Origin of the sequence: Vitreimonas sp. (genome assembly GCF_036392335.1) — a bacterium.
Classification (GTDB): Bacteria; Pseudomonadota; Alphaproteobacteria; order Caulobacterales; family Aquidulcibacteraceae; genus Vitreimonas.
This window is the reverse complement of record NZ_DASVYD010000074.1, coordinates 47,874-61,620: the sequence shown is the minus strand read 5'-3', so window position 1 is coordinate 61,620 and position 13,747 is coordinate 47,874. Positions and strand designations below refer to the sequence as shown.

Sequence of the window (13,747 nt, the reverse complement as noted above, 5' to 3'; positions counted from 1 at the left end):
GCGATCACCAACGCTTGCGGATTTCGACCGCAAACAGGCGTCCCACGGGCGAGGCGTTCTGGGCGTCGAAGGCAAAGCCCAACGGATTGTTGGCGAAGGGCGGATCCTCATCGAAGACATTCTGCACCGAGAGCGAGATCTCTGAGCCGCGCGCATCCAGAGCAAATCCTGCGCGCATGTCGAACGTCAGGGATGAATCGATCTCCCGTGTTGGCGTACTCAGATTGTCTCGGTAGCTGTCGACATAGATCCCAGTCACCCCGGCGCTCCAATGGCCAGCCTGCCATGCGAGGCTGAGCCGTGCGCGCCAATCGACCGGATTGAACATGGTGTTGAGGGCTTCGATCCCGGCAGCGCCGGGGACTGTCATTCGCTCATATTGAAGCAGACCGCTCGCCGACGCGTTCAGCGTGAATTCGCCCATGCGTGTTGCGAATGCGTATGCCGCCGAGAGGTCGATTCCGCGCACGCGCAGGCTCGCCAGATTGCTGAGCCGGCCGTCGAAAATCGCCTCGACGCTCGAGAGCGGCAGGGAACCGGCGACCGTGTCCACGGACGCGATGGCGGCTTGCACTTGCGCCAGCGTCGGATTGCGCGTGAAAACGGTCTCAAGTCCGGTTGGGTCGCGAAACGCGGCCAAAACATTGCCGGGGGTGGCGATGCGATTGGCGAAATCGATGTCAAAATAAGCGGCGTCGAGACTCAGTCCGCGCATGATGCGCGGGCGATAGGTGAACCCTGCGGTCCAGCTTTCCGCCTCTTCGGGTACAAGGTTGGGATTGGAGCCGCCCAGAATGAGCAAGCCGGTCGAGCCATTTGTTGCTTGGGGGTCTTGCGCCGCTGTCGCGCTCGTCAGCGTGCCCGACGTCGCGCCGAGCATTTGCTGGAATTGTGGCGCCTTGAACGAGAGACCCCAAGTGGCCCGCAGCGTCAGATCACCTGCAATTGCCCACGATACGCCAATTTTTGGCGTTGTCGCGTCGAACGTGTCGGAGCGCTCCTGCCGCACGGATGCTGAGATTTGGAACGTGTCCGTAACGGGGGCCAGAATTTCCGCGAACACGGCCTCGATCGTGCGCTCACCCGGGGCTTGGATTGGCAAGCGCGTGATCCCTGATGTGCGGATGAATTCACGATCGATGGTGAAGCTCTCCTGCCTGCGTTCGAGTCCCAGGGCCGCGCGCAAGACCCCGCCTGGCAGATCGAACAAGGGTCCATCGGCTTTGGCCGCAAAGGTGCGGATTTCGGAATCGGTGTCGATGTGCTGGTCGTAGGTGAAGGCGGCGAGCACGGAGGCGGGTGTGTTGGAGCCGTCCGCGAACGGATTGAAGGCGGTGGCGATGGCGTTGGAGGCATAGGCGGCTGTGACGGCTGGTGATGATTCAAACGTGTTCTCGATGCGCGTGTCCTCCTGCACCAGCGCATGGGACCCGACCAATTCCAGCCGCCACTCATCCCAGAGCGCGATCTCGGCGCCGGCGGCGACATTGTGACCTTGGCTTGAAGTGACATGTCGGATGGGGCCGAGGTCTGCGCCGAAATAATAGCCGATCGTGAGATTGCCTTGACCGAGGAAGAGCCCGTTGAGCTGGCGATAATAATTTGTCTCGGGGATGACGATCGAGGTCGCGATCTGCGTGTCTTGGGCGTAGGCCTCGCGCACGCCCGCCAGCGCATCGACAAAGACTTCGACATGCGGCGTCGCCTGCTGACGCGCGGATAGGAAGATGGAGTGGGACCTCTGCTCGGGGAGGAGATAGGAATCTTCGTTGATGTCTTGCTGATTGAGGCTGCCGGCGATGAGATCGGCTTGCGACAGGGACGTACCGTCTTGGCCCGTAGGAATGGCCCATGACGCCGGAATGGCGCCAATGCGGGTGATGTTGCCGGGGTTGGACAGCGTGCGCGAGAAATTGGACCCGCCATAGCGGCGAAGATCGGAGTTCGACGTGGTGTCGCGATCGGCGGCTGCAAGCGCGCCCCGCTCGCGATAATCGTAGCCCATCATCGCATGACCGGTTTCCCATGATGCGCCAATGAGCTGCGCTGCGGCGAATTCATCCATGCCGCCATGGCCGTCGCGGCCGACGCGCACGCGCGATGCGGCGCCTTCAAAATCGGAATCGAGGATGACGTTGACCACACCGCCCACGGCGTCGGAGCCGTAGGTGGCTGAAGCGCCGTCAGCCAACACGTCGATGCTGCGCACCGCGCTCAAAGGAATGAGCGAGAGGTCGACAAAATTACCAAAGCCCGATGGCGCCAAGCGCCGTCCATTGACCAGGGTGAGCGTGGCGTCGGCGCCGAGCCCGCGCAGATCGACGGTAGAGCCAAAGGCGATGTTGCGCCGCCCGTCCGTGGCGCCCAATTGCGTGAGTTCGTTCTGACTGCCCGGGAAGTTCTGCGGCAAGGTCGCCACCACATCTTGCACCGTGCCGCGCCCGGTGGCGTCGATCGCGTCGCGATCGAGCGACAAGACGTTCGAGCCCGCGGGCGGGGCGCCGCGGATGCGTGTGCCCGTGATCACCAGATCAGCGTCCTCGGCCTCAGCAACATGCGTGGGCGCCGCGGGAGCGCCGATCGTGTCGTCGGCGCTCCCGCTTTGGGTATGGCGCTGGGGGATCTCGCGAATGACCAGCGTGTCGCCGGTCAGTTCAGCGCGAACCCCCGTATCGCCAAGCAGGAGGTTCAGGGCTTGGCGAGGGGGGTGAACACCGTGCAGTGCGGTGGACAAGAACGGCCGCACGTGCGCGCGTGCGAACAGCACTTGGACGCCGGTTTGTTCGGCGAAGCGCAGAAGCGCGGCATCGAGCGGTTGGGCGGGTATGTCGTAGGCGACGCTCTGTTCGGCGGCGGCGGCCGCGCGCTCCTGCGCGGCCGCGGCGCCCGCGAGCGCGAAGGCTGAACTTGTCGCGAGCGCGATGGCGAAAAATGAGCGTGCGCCGTCGCGGCGCGTGCGCGCCGAAAAATTCCGCATGAAAAGACTCCCCGCGATCCGCCTGTTATCGGCGGCTTCTGCAGGAAGAGACGAACGGGGACGCCAAGCTTAGAGCGGCGCGGGCAAGAATTTTTCGGGCGTCGTCTGGTTCAAAGAGAGTCGAACAGCAGAAGCGCCAACGCCGCGCCCAACATCAAGGCCGCCGCGCGCATGCGTGTGCGCAAGCGCGCTGAGAGGCGGGGGACGTCCACATCGTTGGCGGGCCGGCGGCGCAGATGGCGCGCAATCTCATAGCCGGCCAGCGCCAGCGCGCCTCCAGTGAGCGTCAAGGCGATCAAGGGCACGATCATGAGCGGTCGTCACAGAACATATATGTTATGCTTCGATGGGCGGCCTAACACATAATCGTTCTAATCAGGTGGACGTGGGCCGTTATTGGCGTTCGCGCGGCTGAGCCCAGAGCTCAATTGTAATTGCGATTGCCCCAGAGGTCGGCGGGGCAGGCGAGCCCCCAGAGTCCGCGACGATTGGCGCGCGCTTGTGCTTCCTCGTCGGCGTAAGCGCCGCCGCTATAGCGGCGCCAATCGCGGGCCCAGCCTTGGGCGACCATGAATTCATTGACGCTGGCGCCGGCGACACTGCACTGGCCGATGTCGCGGCCGTAGCGATCAGGCGGCCCTGAAATCGTGCAGAGGACGGTGCGGCCCTCCACGAAACTGTCGAGCGCTTGAGCCGCGCGCTGGTAGACATTCACATCGCCGCAGCGTCTGCCGCGTTCGGGCGCGTCGACGCCATCCAAGCGGATGCGGCGGCCGTGAATCTCAAGCGTATCGCCGTCGATCACGCTGGCGCCGCCCACGCGATCATTGGCGTTCTGCGCGCGCGCGCCAGGGCTTGCGGCCAAGCCAGCAAAGAGCGCCACAAGGATTGCCGCTAAGAGAGGGATGTGTGCGCGTTGCATTGAGCCTCCACGAAAGTCCGTCACAGCCTAACGCTGTTCGCAAGCAAGCTGCAGCGTCCAAGACGAGCCCAGCCGTCCGCGACCGACGCCTCTTCTCCACAGACGCCTCCGCGCCTCGCCTTGACGCCAGAACATAACAAGAACAATATTGCACGCCTGGAACGAGGCCGGCGATGGACGAGTGGATCGACGACACTTGGGATGTCGATCAGCGTGTCTTTGACGAGGACGCGGACGAATTCGAAATTCCGCTGACGCGCGCGCACGCGCTTCGCCCGCCGCGCAATGCATGGCGCTTCGATTGCGACGCGGCGCCCAATCGCCGCGTCGTCTATGCGCGTGAGCCCAACGCGATGCGCGTGCTCATCGCCCAACGCGAGGACGAGGATTGGTTTTTGATCACGCGCGATGGCGAGGTGCAGCCCTTGGACGACGTCGCCTCTTGGGCGCCGCTGATCTCGGCGCTCGTTTGAGTGCGCGCGCATGGGGGCAAAGATCACTTTGGCGCAAGCGCGCCGCCAGAACCGCTATGCTTATCTGGTGGTCAAATGCGCCAGCACGCCGGCGCAATTCGGCGGCTGTCATCACAGCGGAGAGATGTCGCTCTTGCATGCCATTGTGCTCTGGGGCGAGGACAGATGTCTCGATGATTTGCCGCTCCGGTGCTCCAGATGCGGCTCGCGCAAAGTCGAGGTGCGCGCCGATCACCCCCGCGGCGAGGGCGGCAATCCGCTGTTTGAGTGAGCGCGGGCAGGGCGGCTCGGTTGGCTCGGCGTTGAAGCTTGAGCTTGCGTATTTTGAAGACTTGATGCTCCTCGATAAATCAAGGCGACGTGGCCGCCGAGCTCGGCTAGATGCGCGAGCTTGATCGAGCAATGGAGACGTGCATGCGCGGCGTAATTCTGGCCCTTTCGCTGATGCTGGCCGCCTGCGCGACGACGCCTGAGCGCCAGGTGCAATCCTTGCGCATCGCGGCCTGGAATATTGAGCATTTGGCCGAGCGCGACGAGAGCGGCTGCGAGCCCCGCAGCGAGGCCGATTATGCGGCCTTGCGCGCCTTCGTGCGCGGCCTCGACGCCGATATAGTGGCGTTTCAGGAAGTGGAATCGCCCGCCGCGGCAGCGCGTGTGTTTCCCGCAGATGCGTGGACCATCATCATGGAAGCGCGCCCGGGCTCGGGCCGGACGAGCGCCTGCAATGATCGCCCGACCCACACGCTCAATCGTCAAGCGACGGGGTTTGCCATTCGCCGGGGCGTGGCTTTCGAGCGCATGCCCGATCTGACCGCGCTCCAGCTTGGCCAGGAGGATTTGCGCTCCGGGGTCGATGTGATTGTGCGCCCGGCGGGGGCGCCGCCGATCCGGCTCCTCGTCGTGCATTTGAAGTCGCGCTGCGCCAGCGGGGCGAGCGGCGACGATTGCGCGGTGTTGATGGGCCAAGCGCCGATCGTCGAGGCCTGGATGGAGGCGCGCGCCGAGGCGGGCGAAGCCTTCCTGGTGTTAGGCGATTTCAACCGGCGGCTGGCGCGTCCCAGTGATGTTATCTGGGCCGATTGGGATGATGGGGCGCCGGACCTGCGTTTGGCCAGCGAAGGGCGGGGCCCCCAATGCGACCCCCGCTATTCTGAATTCATCGACCATATCGTGTTCAACGCCGCCGATGGGTCACGCATCACAAATTTCAGGGAATGGACCTATGCAGGCGCGCGTCTGTCCGATCATTGCCCGATCTCGATCGATCTGGATCAATCCGCGTTCTAACCGACGGAGTTTGCGTCAACGTGCACGCCGAGCAGCGTGTGGGCATTAACCTTTGATTTCGGACTCAGCAGGCATGGGCCAAGGCGTGGGACGCAAAGGTCCCGCGATGGAGCGCTACATGGCTGCGAAGAAGAAAGTGGCGAAGAAGGCCGCCCCCAAGGCCGCCAAGACCGCCAAGAAGACCGCGAAGAAGAAATAATCTCCAACGCTTGCCTCCCTTCACCGGGGGGACCCGTTGAATCGCAGGAAGCGCCGTCGCGAGCCCGCCTCGCGGCGGCGCTTTTCTGTGGCGCCTGACTAAAAGGTCGCCGTCGAGCTCAAAACGAAGACGCCGTCGACGCTTTCGGCGTTGATCGCCAAATTCTCCCGCAAGAGAAGCAAGAAGCCATCCAAATCATCGGCGCGGATGATGCCGCTGACGCGCAAGTCGCCCAAGGCGGGATCGCCAAATTCAAATCGCGCCCCGGTCTGGCGGGCGACGTCGGCGACGGCTTCGGCGAGCGAGGCGTTGTCAAAAGCAAGCTGGCCTTGGCGCCAAAGCGTGCGCCGCATCAAGGGCGCGCGCGCCACGGGCGCCACATCAATCGCATCGCGCCGGAGCAGCATTTCGTTGTGGGCGTCGGTGCGCGGCGTCTCGCGCGCGCGCAAGAAGCTGCGCTGCATCCCCGCGGCCGCGCCTGAAAGCAAGGAGACCCGCACCTGATCGGCCAAGACCTTGGCCAGCACTTCGCCGGCTTCGCATGCGATCTGGCCGTAGGGGGTCTTGATCACAAAGGGTCTGTCGCCCGCGGCAATCACAAAAAGCGCCTCGCCTGCACGAATTGTGGCGCTGCGCTCGCGCACCTCGACGCGCGTGGCGGCATTCAAGATGACGGATGAGCCGTCAACCAAACGCACGTCGCGGACTTCGCCGATCTGGGTTTCAAAAGCTTGGGCCTCTCCGGGGGCGAGGCTAGCATAGCCCGCCACGCCAACGGCCAGCACGCCTGCGCCCAAGCCCGCGAGCAGCATCCGCCGCGAGGCTAGAGGCGCCGCCGCATCATTGGCCGCGATTGGAAACGCTTCCAGCCGCGCCAAGAGATCAAGCTCGTGCCAGGTTTCGGAGGCGCCCACGAAGGCGGCGCGATGCGCATCGGACTTGGCGATCCAGCGGCGAAAGCGGGCCACATCACGCGCGTCCCAATCGGGGGTATCGAACAGCACGACCCAATGGGCCGCCTCCATTTCAATCCGCGTCGGTTCCTCGCCCGCCATGTTCCAATCCGTGCGCTCCGGCGTGCTCGAAGGCGTGCAGCGCCTTTCGGCATTTGGCAAGCGCGCGCGCAAGGTAATAGGGCACGTTGTGTTGGGACTCGCCCAAACGTTCGCCAATCTCGCGATGGGTGAGCCCGTCCTGCTTGGCCCACAAGAGCGCCAGTCGCTCTTTTTCCGGCAGCGCCAAAATCGCGCCCATCATGGCGGCAAAGCGTTCGCCGCGGACAAGTATCTCCTCGGCCGAGAGCGCGTCCGATGCGCCGGCCAGATCGTCCACATCTTCCGCGCGCACCGATGTCACCGGCGCGTTGGCGGACCGTCGCGCCTCATCGATCGCCAGATTCATGGTCATCCGCGCCAGATAAGCGCGCGGCTCGCCGATCTGAGACACATCAACCTCAAGCATCTTCGCGAATGCGCTCTGCACCACATCCTCGGCTGCGACCTTTCCCCGAAACCGCCGCAAGCGCTTCAGCAGACGCGGCGCCTCCGTCGCAAACAGCCGCGCCAGATCAGCCGGCTTCACGATAGGCCTCCTGCAACTGCACCAACCGCGCCACCAGGCGATCAAGCTCGCTCACATGGAAGCTCTCGATCCCATCCACGCCGCCAGGGTGATCCAGGGTCTCGTAGACCAGTCCTGCCCACACGAACGTGCGCTCAGCGACCATCGTTGCGAGGGCGGTGCAATCGGCGTCGCTGTTTGTAGAAGTGCAGCGCACGACTCCAAGCGCTCCCCGATCAAGCTCGATGGCTAGGTCGGTCGAGCGATCCTCCAAGGCAACTCGAGCGATGACGCCGAGTGACGTCTCGGATTCCACCCGTCCCTCAACATGGTCCGCGAGTGTCGAATACATATTATAGTACATAACACTAAAGTGTGTGCTTTGCCACCGTGCCGCCATGGATATGCGGGCGCTGGTTGGGCGCAATTTCTCGCGGATCCGACGGGAAAAGGGCCTCACTCAAGAGCAGGTGGAGGAGCGATCCGGTTTCAGCCAGCAGTACATCTCTGGCCTCGAAAACGGTCTGCGAAATCCGACTGTGGTGACCTTGTTTGAGTTAGCGCAGGCTCTCGGTGTTGGCCCTGTCGATCTGCTGATGCCCGACGGAAAGGGCAGACAACCTCGTAAGAGGTGATTGAAGTTGCATCCTACGATCGCTCGCTCTCGGCGATCGCCTCACGTCCTGCAGTGTTTTCACCTAAATGGCGCCCGATGCTAGCGGGCAGTAAGGGATCACTCCGCCGGCGGCTCCTGATCGTATTGAATCAGCTTCGCCCAGGCGATGACGCTGATTATCAGGGCTGAGAGCGCGGAAATGATGATCCGCCATACAAAGGTCGCGTCGCCTTCCGCCGTGAGCTGCCACACGAGCGCGTACGTCACAAAAGCAGGCGGCGTGACGAAGATGATGGAAAGCAAGGCGCGAGCCGGCAAGGAACGGAGCCGCGCAAACAGAACCCGCATGGTCCAAAGGCACACGAGCGCCGCCAAGCCTCCAATGAAGTAAGCCCCACCGCTGCCGGCCCCGCTTTCGTGCGCGAGCATGCCGACATAGATGCCGACGGCCAACGGCATCGCGTAGGTCACAAACCCGTACGCGAGGTAGGCGAGGAACGCGAGCACGATCCCGATGAGAAGAACGAGCAGCATGGCGAACACTGCAATGCCAGCTCTTTGCGCTGAGCCCCATTGGGGGAGTTCCCCTATTTGCTTTCGAAGCGCCTTCCGCGAAGTCGTGATCCGAACTTCTTGCGCCGCTCGTATTGGCTCGACGTCTCGCCGCCCAACCGCTTTGCCTTCGCGATCTCTTTCACGTCGCGCAGTGTTTTGATCTTGTGGCAGGCAACGCACATGAGTTGATCGGGTTTGCCAGGGCGCAAGGCGTTGGGTGTGGAATGTTCGGCGATCAAGCCTTCGGTCTCCGGGCAATCGGGCGTGACGCACTTGAAGCCCTGGCGCTCCAGCATCGCATCGTACTCGCGTTGGGTGAGATGGAGCCGGCCGGTCATGAGCCGCCCTCCGGGCCGGATGGGATGCGCTCGACCGAGTGCGCAACGAAGCTCAGGCTGTGATAGGCAAGTTCTCGGACCTGGCGTCGGTTTTGCTCGATGTCGCCTTCGACGCTCACCGGATCGCCGCGACTGAGCGTGTTGACCTTTGCCAACAAGGCGCTGTCGCGCACTTCGCAGAGGATGAAGGTCTCATGCGCTGGCGCATTGGCGCGGGTCACCTGCGCGGAGACGACCAAGGTGGCTGCGCCGCGCGTGCCTTCAAGCACGCAGCAAACCAAGCCAGAAAGTGAAAAGGTGAGCATCGGGATCATCCGGCCGGGTGGCGCCGGCGGCGCGCCGCGGACCTTTCCCGCGACGTTCATCTGCGGCGCACGTGGGAAGAGGGCGCGTGCAAGGGCGCGCGGAACGCGCCCGCAAGGCTTGGCCCTTGCGCGCGGCCGACCGCGTGCGAAGCAAAGGAGGAGCGGGAAGGGGCGCGGTGCTCAGGTGCTGGAGCGACTGAGGGTAAGGTCTTGCCGAGCGCTGGGGGCCGCTCCGGGGCATTTTCAGACTCTGCAAAGGGTACCCAGTGGCACAATTGCGGACCTTCGCCGATCAAAGCTCAGGTGCCCGGGGGCCATCAAATCCGCGGCGCGCCAACCGATAACCAGTTGACTGGATTCTAGCGCGAGTGGCTCGCGATCCATGCCACTTGGCGCGATTCGAAGAACGAAGGCTATCGATCATAGCCGCCTCAATAGTGCATGATATTGGAGTGAAGCTTCAGCGCGTAGGTCATGGGAAGCAACGTCTGACATGCTTCACTGAAAAGCTCTTCCGCCCTCTCTCTCGTTGGCCTGTAAGCCCGACCATGCGCTACTTCATTCCGTTCTTGGTTGATCTTGGATTTTTTGATCCGAAGAAATTGCTCGGCAATCCCCTTGCCGGGGATCGCTCCGATCGCTTCGTCTGAGGGCTCCGTGGGTCTATTCGGCTTCTTCGGGATCGCGGCAATAAATGCGGCGGCCTCAGCGGCATCAAAGGGCCGCGTGTGATCGGCTTGGACCGCCACGGATAGGGTCAGGTTTCGCATGTCTTGAAATGCGAACTTCCTGATTGCTTGATAAAGGTTCTTTGATCGCTCGTTCACAGCGTCAAGCGCGGCAACGCCTCTGACCTTGCCAAAGGGGCGATAAACTAGCTCAGCGTATAGATGCAAGTTGAAGAACATCTCATAGGCTTGGCATGTCTGCGTCACGCACTCCATGTAGCGTTTGCGGTCGAGCAGTCCGCCGCCACGCTGTAAGATCATGTCGTGAGCCTCATTGATGCTATCGCCGACAATGCGGAATGGCTTAGCGCACGCGGGCAACAGGCAAACTACATCGCGTCCCCCGATAGGCTCCGTTGTCTTCAAGTCCGATATGCGATTGAAGATGATTTCTTGCTGGCAATGGGGGCAAACGGCGAAGACGTTTTCGTAGTCCGCCTCGATATGAACATCGGGAAGGATCATGTCAGTTATGCCGTCTCGCGGCCTCCGGCTGACGGTGGACTATCGATGGGCGCGCCGCCATCGCGAAGCAATGGAGTCATGTCCAAGCCTTCGGGAATCAGGATCGACCGCTCAAGATCGTTCAAGTGCTTCCAGTCTTGGCCATTCCAAACCGCTGCTTCGTCTCGCCACATTTGCACTTTGCATTTCGGGCACTCAAAGAGCGTCGTGGTCATGCGGACGTTCCCTTTGCTCGCGCCAAGATTGGATTTGGCCGCGAACTCCACGGAGTCCACGGGGTTCGCGAATAGATTGTCGTAGTAGGCGCCAGCGGCATCGCCGGATTCAAAGTGCCGTTCTTTCACAGCGCGACGCCGATAGAAGAGATTGCAGGGTTTGCACGTTGGCGCCGTGAACAGCATGAGCACGACGAACAGGCCGCCGACGAGGAAGCCCACGAACTCGATGATCGCCAGCCAATAGCCGAATTCACCAACCGGCCCTGTTGGCGTCGCTCCCCGACCGACACGCAATTCCGTTTGTGTCAGCGAAATATCGAGATACTCGGCAAATCCGACAACGGCGCTCGCTCGCGTGCCGTCGTCCAAAACAAGTGTCTGATACTCAAGATAGTAGATCAGTAAATTCGTCGCTGCGGCGACGGCAATCATCTGCACAATGAGGAAGAAGCCGGGGCGCAGTTGGAGATACTTGCAGCCGAAGTAATAGCCGGAAGCCGCAGCGGCTCCGACAAGCAACGCGCCAACGGGGATGACGACGAAGAAGCTAAAACCGAAGACGTTGAAACCCGTGAGATTGGAGACGACTGTCTCGGCAATGGCGATTAAGAGCGCGGTCGCGATCCCGATTATCGAGACGCCTAGGAATTTGAAGAGACTCATTCGAACACCCCCAGGGTTGCACTTTATGCGCGAGCACACGCGGTGCATAGTGACGGCGTTCGGGGGCCGCGATGTTTCCATTAGGCGACGACATAGCGAGGGGACTGAAGTACCCGGGCGTGCTGGTGCTCATGCTCGCTCTTGTCGTGGGCGAAGCGCTCCAGTGGTGGTTAGGCGTTGATTTTTCAGCGTTCGCAGGGTTTCGCCCCATCGAGTTTTCCGTTCATCCCTGGGTGAGCGTGCTGACGCTGGCGTCGTCGGTTTTCTTGCACGCTGGCATCATTCACCTACTTGGAAATCTGCTCTTCCTCTGGGTGTTCGGTCGCACGCTCGAAGGACTCTTCGGCCATCGAAATTTTCTGATCGCATTCCCATTGCTGGGCATGGCCGGGAATCTCGTTCATTGGGTCATCTATCCGAACTCAGACATCCCCGTGATTGGCGCATCTGGCGCTATCTCCGCGCTCATGGGCGCCTATCTCGGGCTCTTCCCCCGTGCCCGTGTACGAATTTTGTTTTGGCTCGCCGTTCCTCTCGGCATTTGGGCGCCAAGAGCATGGCTACCGCTTTCAGTTTGGATTGCGCTTCAACTGCATTCGGTGTTGACCGGCGAAGGTGAGGTCTCAGGCGTCGCCTACGCTGTTCATGTTGGCGGGTTTGTTGTCGGTTTGGTCGCGGCGATTATCTGGAAGGTTCAATCTATCGGCGGTGAGGAGCAATTGACTGCTTACATCGCGGAGCGCCAACGGCAGAACGGCAGCTAGCGCTTATGTGGGAGACAGTGGTCACTACCGCGCTGGCGGACCCAAGAGTTGAACCCATCTCCGATCAAGCGCTGTCCAGACCCAAAGCCGTTGGACCGGGTCAGATATGGAGTGAATAAAGACGCGATTGTAGGAGGAATTTCGCAGTGCCTTTTGCGTCCACCTATCAATCTCGCCGGTGTCTACCCAAGGCGGCAAAAAAGTAGAGACGACGGCGCCCGGGATTGGGACCCCACACGAAATCAGAAGCCAAGCCTCACTGAAGGTGCTGAAGTCATGCCGCTTGGCGATGGCTGACTTTTCTTCAATCGACCGACGAAAGGAATTTAGCACCTGGTTGGGGTTGCCGGTGCCCCAATGGAAGTAGACGCCATCGTTTTCATTCTTTGCTCGCTGATACGCTTTGGCTTCAGAGCTTCGATCCGCACCACGAACCACGCCAAAGTCAGGCGTCGTCACTTGAACGCCAAACTTCATCCCCCGCGAATGAGCGATGACATCGACTCCGCGTTCGGGCACGTTGCCAGCGTGTGGGTCTTCGTAGGAATCAACGGGCAGCGTCAGCGCGTCGCAAAGCGCTCGAACGAGTCCGCACTCCAGATCAAATTTAGGCTGCTTCGCTGTCATCTAAGTTGTGCCAATGCTCGCCGGTCTCCAGATCGTGTGTGTATGCAATCGGCTTGTGTTGAACCGCGATTCTCCGAAGGTGAACTCGATAGGCGGGCTTTCCGAAGAGTCGGATTTGAAAGACCGCGTGCGGTTTATTGCCTTCGAATGCGATCCCATGAAACGGCGCGACATCCTTCGCCGTCAGCTTCTCCAATTTGAAGGCGTCGGAGTCACGGCGTGTCTCCTTCAACACGGCGCGAAGCTCTTCAAGCTGAGGGCTGAGGGCGTAGATGGCTTGGCCGACCAGCAGCGCTGTGAATTCATATGCGATCTTCACGAAGAGAAGCGGGTCGACTTCCGGCGCTCTGAGATCGGGCCCGGCAAGATAGGCGGCAAGTTTCTTCGCCGCCCATGTCGGCGACATGTTCACGACTTCGCCCGGCTCCGCAGCCGTATAGCGGGCAATAGAGGCCGCAATCTCTTCGGGCCTCAGTCCCTCGGCTCGCATCCTACCTCGAAGGGATTCAATCGCCTGATCCTCGGGGGCAATGGCTGAGCCATCTGGCATATGATGCCATGTGCCTTGGATTTCGCCGCCGCGTTGCTTGCCGTGAAGCATCGCCACTTCGGTATGTATGAGGAACCGCTGTCCTTCGTCGATGTCCGCGACGATCTTGGGCACATTCTTGGCCACGGCGCGGGCTGCGCTCCGAATGGAGGGATCGCTCTTCGCTGACGCGTCGATAGAGTGCCCGAATAAGCTATTGCAGTCTTCGCAGAGGAACCGACACGTCAGCGCACCGCCCAGCGCGTCCGGGAATATGTGCTCCAGTGAGAGTTTGCGCTCTTCCAGGCAAGTAATGCAGAGATTTCCGGGCCACGGAATTTCTTCGATTTCGCTCTTCGTGCTCATGCTTGCAGTTTAGCGCGGATCATGACGGGCTGCGCCGAAATTTTTGGTGAGCCATTTTTCAATCAGCGGCTCTTGGCCGATTTTTCGTGTAAAATGTTGAGGTTGCGAAGGCTGTAGCGTGGGTGTCCGACGTCTGCTTTGCGACGTGATGGCGC

19 protein-coding genes and 1 pseudogene are annotated in these 13,747 nt (G+C 61.5%); 6 read left to right on the top strand and 14 right to left on the bottom strand.

Going from position 1 to position 13,747, the window contains the following annotated elements; translation table 11 throughout:
* Window positions 1–4: 4 nt before the first annotated feature.
* From VF769_RS17830 to VF769_RS17820, 3 genes are all read right to left on the bottom strand, one after another.
* Window positions 5–2,977, bottom strand: a complete 2,973-nt coding sequence (locus VF769_RS17830) for a TonB-dependent receptor (protein WP_331009783.1) — start codon at window positions 2,975–2,977, stop codon at window positions 5–7.
* A gap of 110 nt (window positions 2,978–3,087) precedes the next feature.
* Window positions 3,088–3,288, bottom strand: a complete 201-nt coding sequence (locus VF769_RS17825; protein ID WP_331009782.1) for a hypothetical protein — start codon at window positions 3,286–3,288, stop codon at window positions 3,088–3,090.
* Window positions 3,289–3,401: 113 nt separating this feature from the next.
* Entirely contained in the window at window positions 3,402–3,899 is a 498-nt protein-coding gene (locus VF769_RS17820) for a thermonuclease family protein (RefSeq protein ID WP_331009781.1), read from the bottom strand.
* 173 nt (window positions 3,900–4,072) lie between these two features.
* On the opposite strand from VF769_RS17820, the gene VF769_RS17815 reads away from it, so the two are divergent.
* The 4 genes from VF769_RS17815 (at window position 4,073) to VF769_RS17800 (ending at window position 5,858) form a co-directional block, all read left to right on the top strand.
* Complete coding sequence (locus tag VF769_RS17815) at window positions 4,073–4,372, top strand: hypothetical protein (protein WP_331009780.1); 300 nt, start codon at window positions 4,073–4,075, stop codon at window positions 4,370–4,372.
* Window positions 4,373–4,382: 10 nt separating this feature from the next.
* Window positions 4,383–4,643: a hypothetical protein gene (locus tag VF769_RS17810; protein WP_331009779.1), complete on the top strand. Its 261-nt coding sequence runs from the start codon at window positions 4,383–4,385 to the stop codon at window positions 4,641–4,643.
* A gap of 143 nt (window positions 4,644–4,786) precedes the next feature.
* Window positions 4,787–5,659: an endonuclease/exonuclease/phosphatase family protein gene (locus tag VF769_RS17805; RefSeq protein ID WP_331009778.1), complete on the top strand. Its 873-nt coding sequence runs from the start codon at window positions 4,787–4,789 to the stop codon at window positions 5,657–5,659.
* A gap of 73 nt (window positions 5,660–5,732) precedes the next feature.
* Window positions 5,733–5,858, top strand: coding sequence for a hypothetical protein (locus tag VF769_RS17800; protein ID WP_331009777.1), 126 nt, complete (start codon window positions 5,733–5,735; stop codon window positions 5,856–5,858).
* A 98-nt stretch (window positions 5,859–5,956) separates the two neighbouring features.
* Here the strand turns inward: VF769_RS17800 and VF769_RS17795 are convergent, their stop codons facing one another.
* From VF769_RS17795 to VF769_RS17785, 3 genes are read right to left on the bottom strand one after another with little or no spacing between them, the layout of a single operon-like run.
* The gene (locus VF769_RS17795) at window positions 5,957–6,913 is read right to left on the bottom strand and encodes a FecR family protein (protein ID WP_331009776.1); all 957 of its coding nucleotides are present in this window, start codon (window positions 6,911–6,913) and stop codon (window positions 5,957–5,959) included.
* A complete protein-coding gene (locus VF769_RS17790; protein ID WP_331009775.1) occupies window positions 6,885–7,439 on the bottom strand; it encodes a sigma-70 family RNA polymerase sigma factor in 555 nt (184 codons plus the stop codon). The genes VF769_RS17795 and VF769_RS17790 overlap by 29 nt, the downstream gene beginning before the upstream one ends.
* Window positions 7,426–7,734, bottom strand: coding sequence for a hypothetical protein (locus VF769_RS17785; RefSeq protein ID WP_331009774.1), 309 nt, complete (start codon window positions 7,732–7,734; stop codon window positions 7,426–7,428). The genes VF769_RS17790 and VF769_RS17785 overlap by 14 nt, the downstream gene beginning before the upstream one ends.
* 82 nt (window positions 7,735–7,816) lie before the next feature.
* Here VF769_RS17785 and VF769_RS18500 point away from each other — a divergent pair, with 82 nt between their 5' ends.
* Entirely contained in the window at window positions 7,817–8,053 is a 237-nt protein-coding gene (locus VF769_RS18500) for a helix-turn-helix transcriptional regulator (protein ID WP_349258165.1), read from the top strand.
* A gap of 98 nt (window positions 8,054–8,151) precedes the next feature.
* Here the strand turns inward: VF769_RS18500 and VF769_RS17780 are convergent, their stop codons facing one another.
* From VF769_RS17780 to VF769_RS17760, 5 genes are all read right to left on the bottom strand, one after another.
* On the bottom strand, window positions 8,152–8,568 hold the full coding sequence (locus VF769_RS17780) for a hypothetical protein (protein WP_331009773.1): 417 nt from the start codon (window positions 8,566–8,568) through the stop codon (window positions 8,152–8,154).
* Window positions 8,569–8,621: 53 nt separating this feature from the next.
* Entirely contained in the window at window positions 8,622–8,927 is a 306-nt protein-coding gene (locus VF769_RS17775; protein ID WP_331009772.1) for a hypothetical protein, read from the bottom strand.
* A complete protein-coding gene (locus VF769_RS17770) occupies window positions 8,924–9,232 on the bottom strand; it encodes a hypothetical protein (protein WP_331009771.1) in 309 nt (102 codons plus the stop codon). Before VF769_RS17770 ends, VF769_RS17775 begins: the two co-directional genes overlap by 4 nt.
* 431 nt (window positions 9,233–9,663) lie before the next feature.
* Window positions 9,664–10,425 (bottom strand): hypothetical protein, encoded by a 762-nt coding sequence (locus VF769_RS17765; RefSeq protein ID WP_331009770.1) that lies wholly within the window; start codon window positions 10,423–10,425, stop codon window positions 9,664–9,666.
* Between the two features lie 5 nt (window positions 10,426–10,430).
* The gene (locus tag VF769_RS17760; RefSeq protein WP_331009769.1) at window positions 10,431–11,306 is read right to left on the bottom strand and encodes a hypothetical protein; all 876 of its coding nucleotides are present in this window, start codon (window positions 11,304–11,306) and stop codon (window positions 10,431–10,433) included.
* Between the two features lie 119 nt (window positions 11,307–11,425).
* Here VF769_RS17760 and VF769_RS17755 point away from each other — a divergent pair, with 119 nt between their 5' ends.
* Entirely contained in the window at window positions 11,426–12,070 is a 645-nt protein-coding gene (locus tag VF769_RS17755) for a rhomboid family intramembrane serine protease (RefSeq protein WP_331009768.1), read from the top strand.
* 24 nt (window positions 12,071–12,094) lie between these two features.
* Here the strand turns inward: VF769_RS17755 and VF769_RS17750 are convergent, their stop codons facing one another.
* The 3 genes and pseudogenes from VF769_RS17750 to VF769_RS18540 all read right to left on the bottom strand — a co-directional run.
* On the bottom strand, window positions 12,095–12,697 hold the full coding sequence (locus tag VF769_RS17750; protein WP_331009767.1) for a hypothetical protein: 603 nt from the start codon (window positions 12,695–12,697) through the stop codon (window positions 12,095–12,097).
* Window positions 12,678–13,373: a hypothetical protein gene (locus tag VF769_RS17745; RefSeq protein ID WP_331009766.1), complete on the bottom strand. Its 696-nt coding sequence runs from the start codon at window positions 13,371–13,373 to the stop codon at window positions 12,678–12,680. Before VF769_RS17745 ends, VF769_RS17750 begins: the two co-directional genes overlap by 20 nt.
* Before the next feature lie 45 nt (window positions 13,374–13,418).
* Window positions 13,419–13,592 (bottom strand): annotated as a pseudogene (locus VF769_RS18540) (HNH endonuclease); the annotation flags it as partial.
* Window positions 13,593–13,747 lie beyond the last annotated feature (155 nt).

What these genes read in the sequence shown, in the direction of transcription:
- VF769_RS17830 (WP_331009783.1), bottom strand. Translation starts at nt 2,977, where the DNA reads ATGCGGAATTTTTCGGCGCGCACGCGCCGCGACGGCGCACGCTCATTT.
- VF769_RS17825 (WP_331009782.1), bottom strand. Translation starts at nt 3,288, where the DNA reads ATGATCGTGCCCTTGATCGCCTTGACGCTCACTGGAGGCGCGCTGGCG.
- VF769_RS17820 (WP_331009781.1), bottom strand. Translation starts at nt 3,899, where the DNA reads ATGCAACGCGCACACATCCCTCTCTTAGCGGCAATCCTTGTGGCGCTC.
- VF769_RS17815 (WP_331009780.1), top strand. Translation starts at nt 4,073, where the DNA reads ATGGACGAGTGGATCGACGACACTTGGGATGTCGATCAGCGTGTCTTT.
- VF769_RS17810 (WP_331009779.1), top strand. Translation starts at nt 4,383, where the DNA reads ATGGGGGCAAAGATCACTTTGGCGCAAGCGCGCCGCCAGAACCGCTAT.
- VF769_RS17805 (WP_331009778.1), top strand. Translation starts at nt 4,787, where the DNA reads ATGCGCGGCGTAATTCTGGCCCTTTCGCTGATGCTGGCCGCCTGCGCG.
- VF769_RS17800 (WP_331009777.1), top strand. Translation starts at nt 5,733, where the DNA reads ATGGGCCAAGGCGTGGGACGCAAAGGTCCCGCGATGGAGCGCTACATG.
- VF769_RS17795 (WP_331009776.1), bottom strand. Translation starts at nt 6,913, where the DNA reads ATGGCGGGCGAGGAACCGACGCGGATTGAAATGGAGGCGGCCCATTGG.
- VF769_RS18500 (WP_349258165.1), top strand. Translation starts at nt 7,817, where the DNA reads ATGGATATGCGGGCGCTGGTTGGGCGCAATTTCTCGCGGATCCGACGG.
- VF769_RS17780 (WP_331009773.1), bottom strand. Translation starts at nt 8,568, where the DNA reads ATGCTGCTCGTTCTTCTCATCGGGATCGTGCTCGCGTTCCTCGCCTAC.
- VF769_RS17775 (WP_331009772.1), bottom strand. Translation starts at nt 8,927, where the DNA reads ATGACCGGCCGGCTCCATCTCACCCAACGCGAGTACGATGCGATGCTG.
- VF769_RS17770 (WP_331009771.1), bottom strand. Translation starts at nt 9,232, where the DNA reads ATGCTCACCTTTTCACTTTCTGGCTTGGTTTGCTGCGTGCTTGAAGGC.
- VF769_RS17765 (WP_331009770.1), bottom strand. Translation starts at nt 10,425, where the DNA reads ATGATCCTTCCCGATGTTCATATCGAGGCGGACTACGAAAACGTCTTC.
- VF769_RS17760 (WP_331009769.1), bottom strand. Translation starts at nt 11,306, where the DNA reads ATGAGTCTCTTCAAATTCCTAGGCGTCTCGATAATCGGGATCGCGACC.
- VF769_RS17750 (WP_331009767.1), bottom strand. Translation starts at nt 12,697, where the DNA reads ATGACAGCGAAGCAGCCTAAATTTGATCTGGAGTGCGGACTCGTTCGA.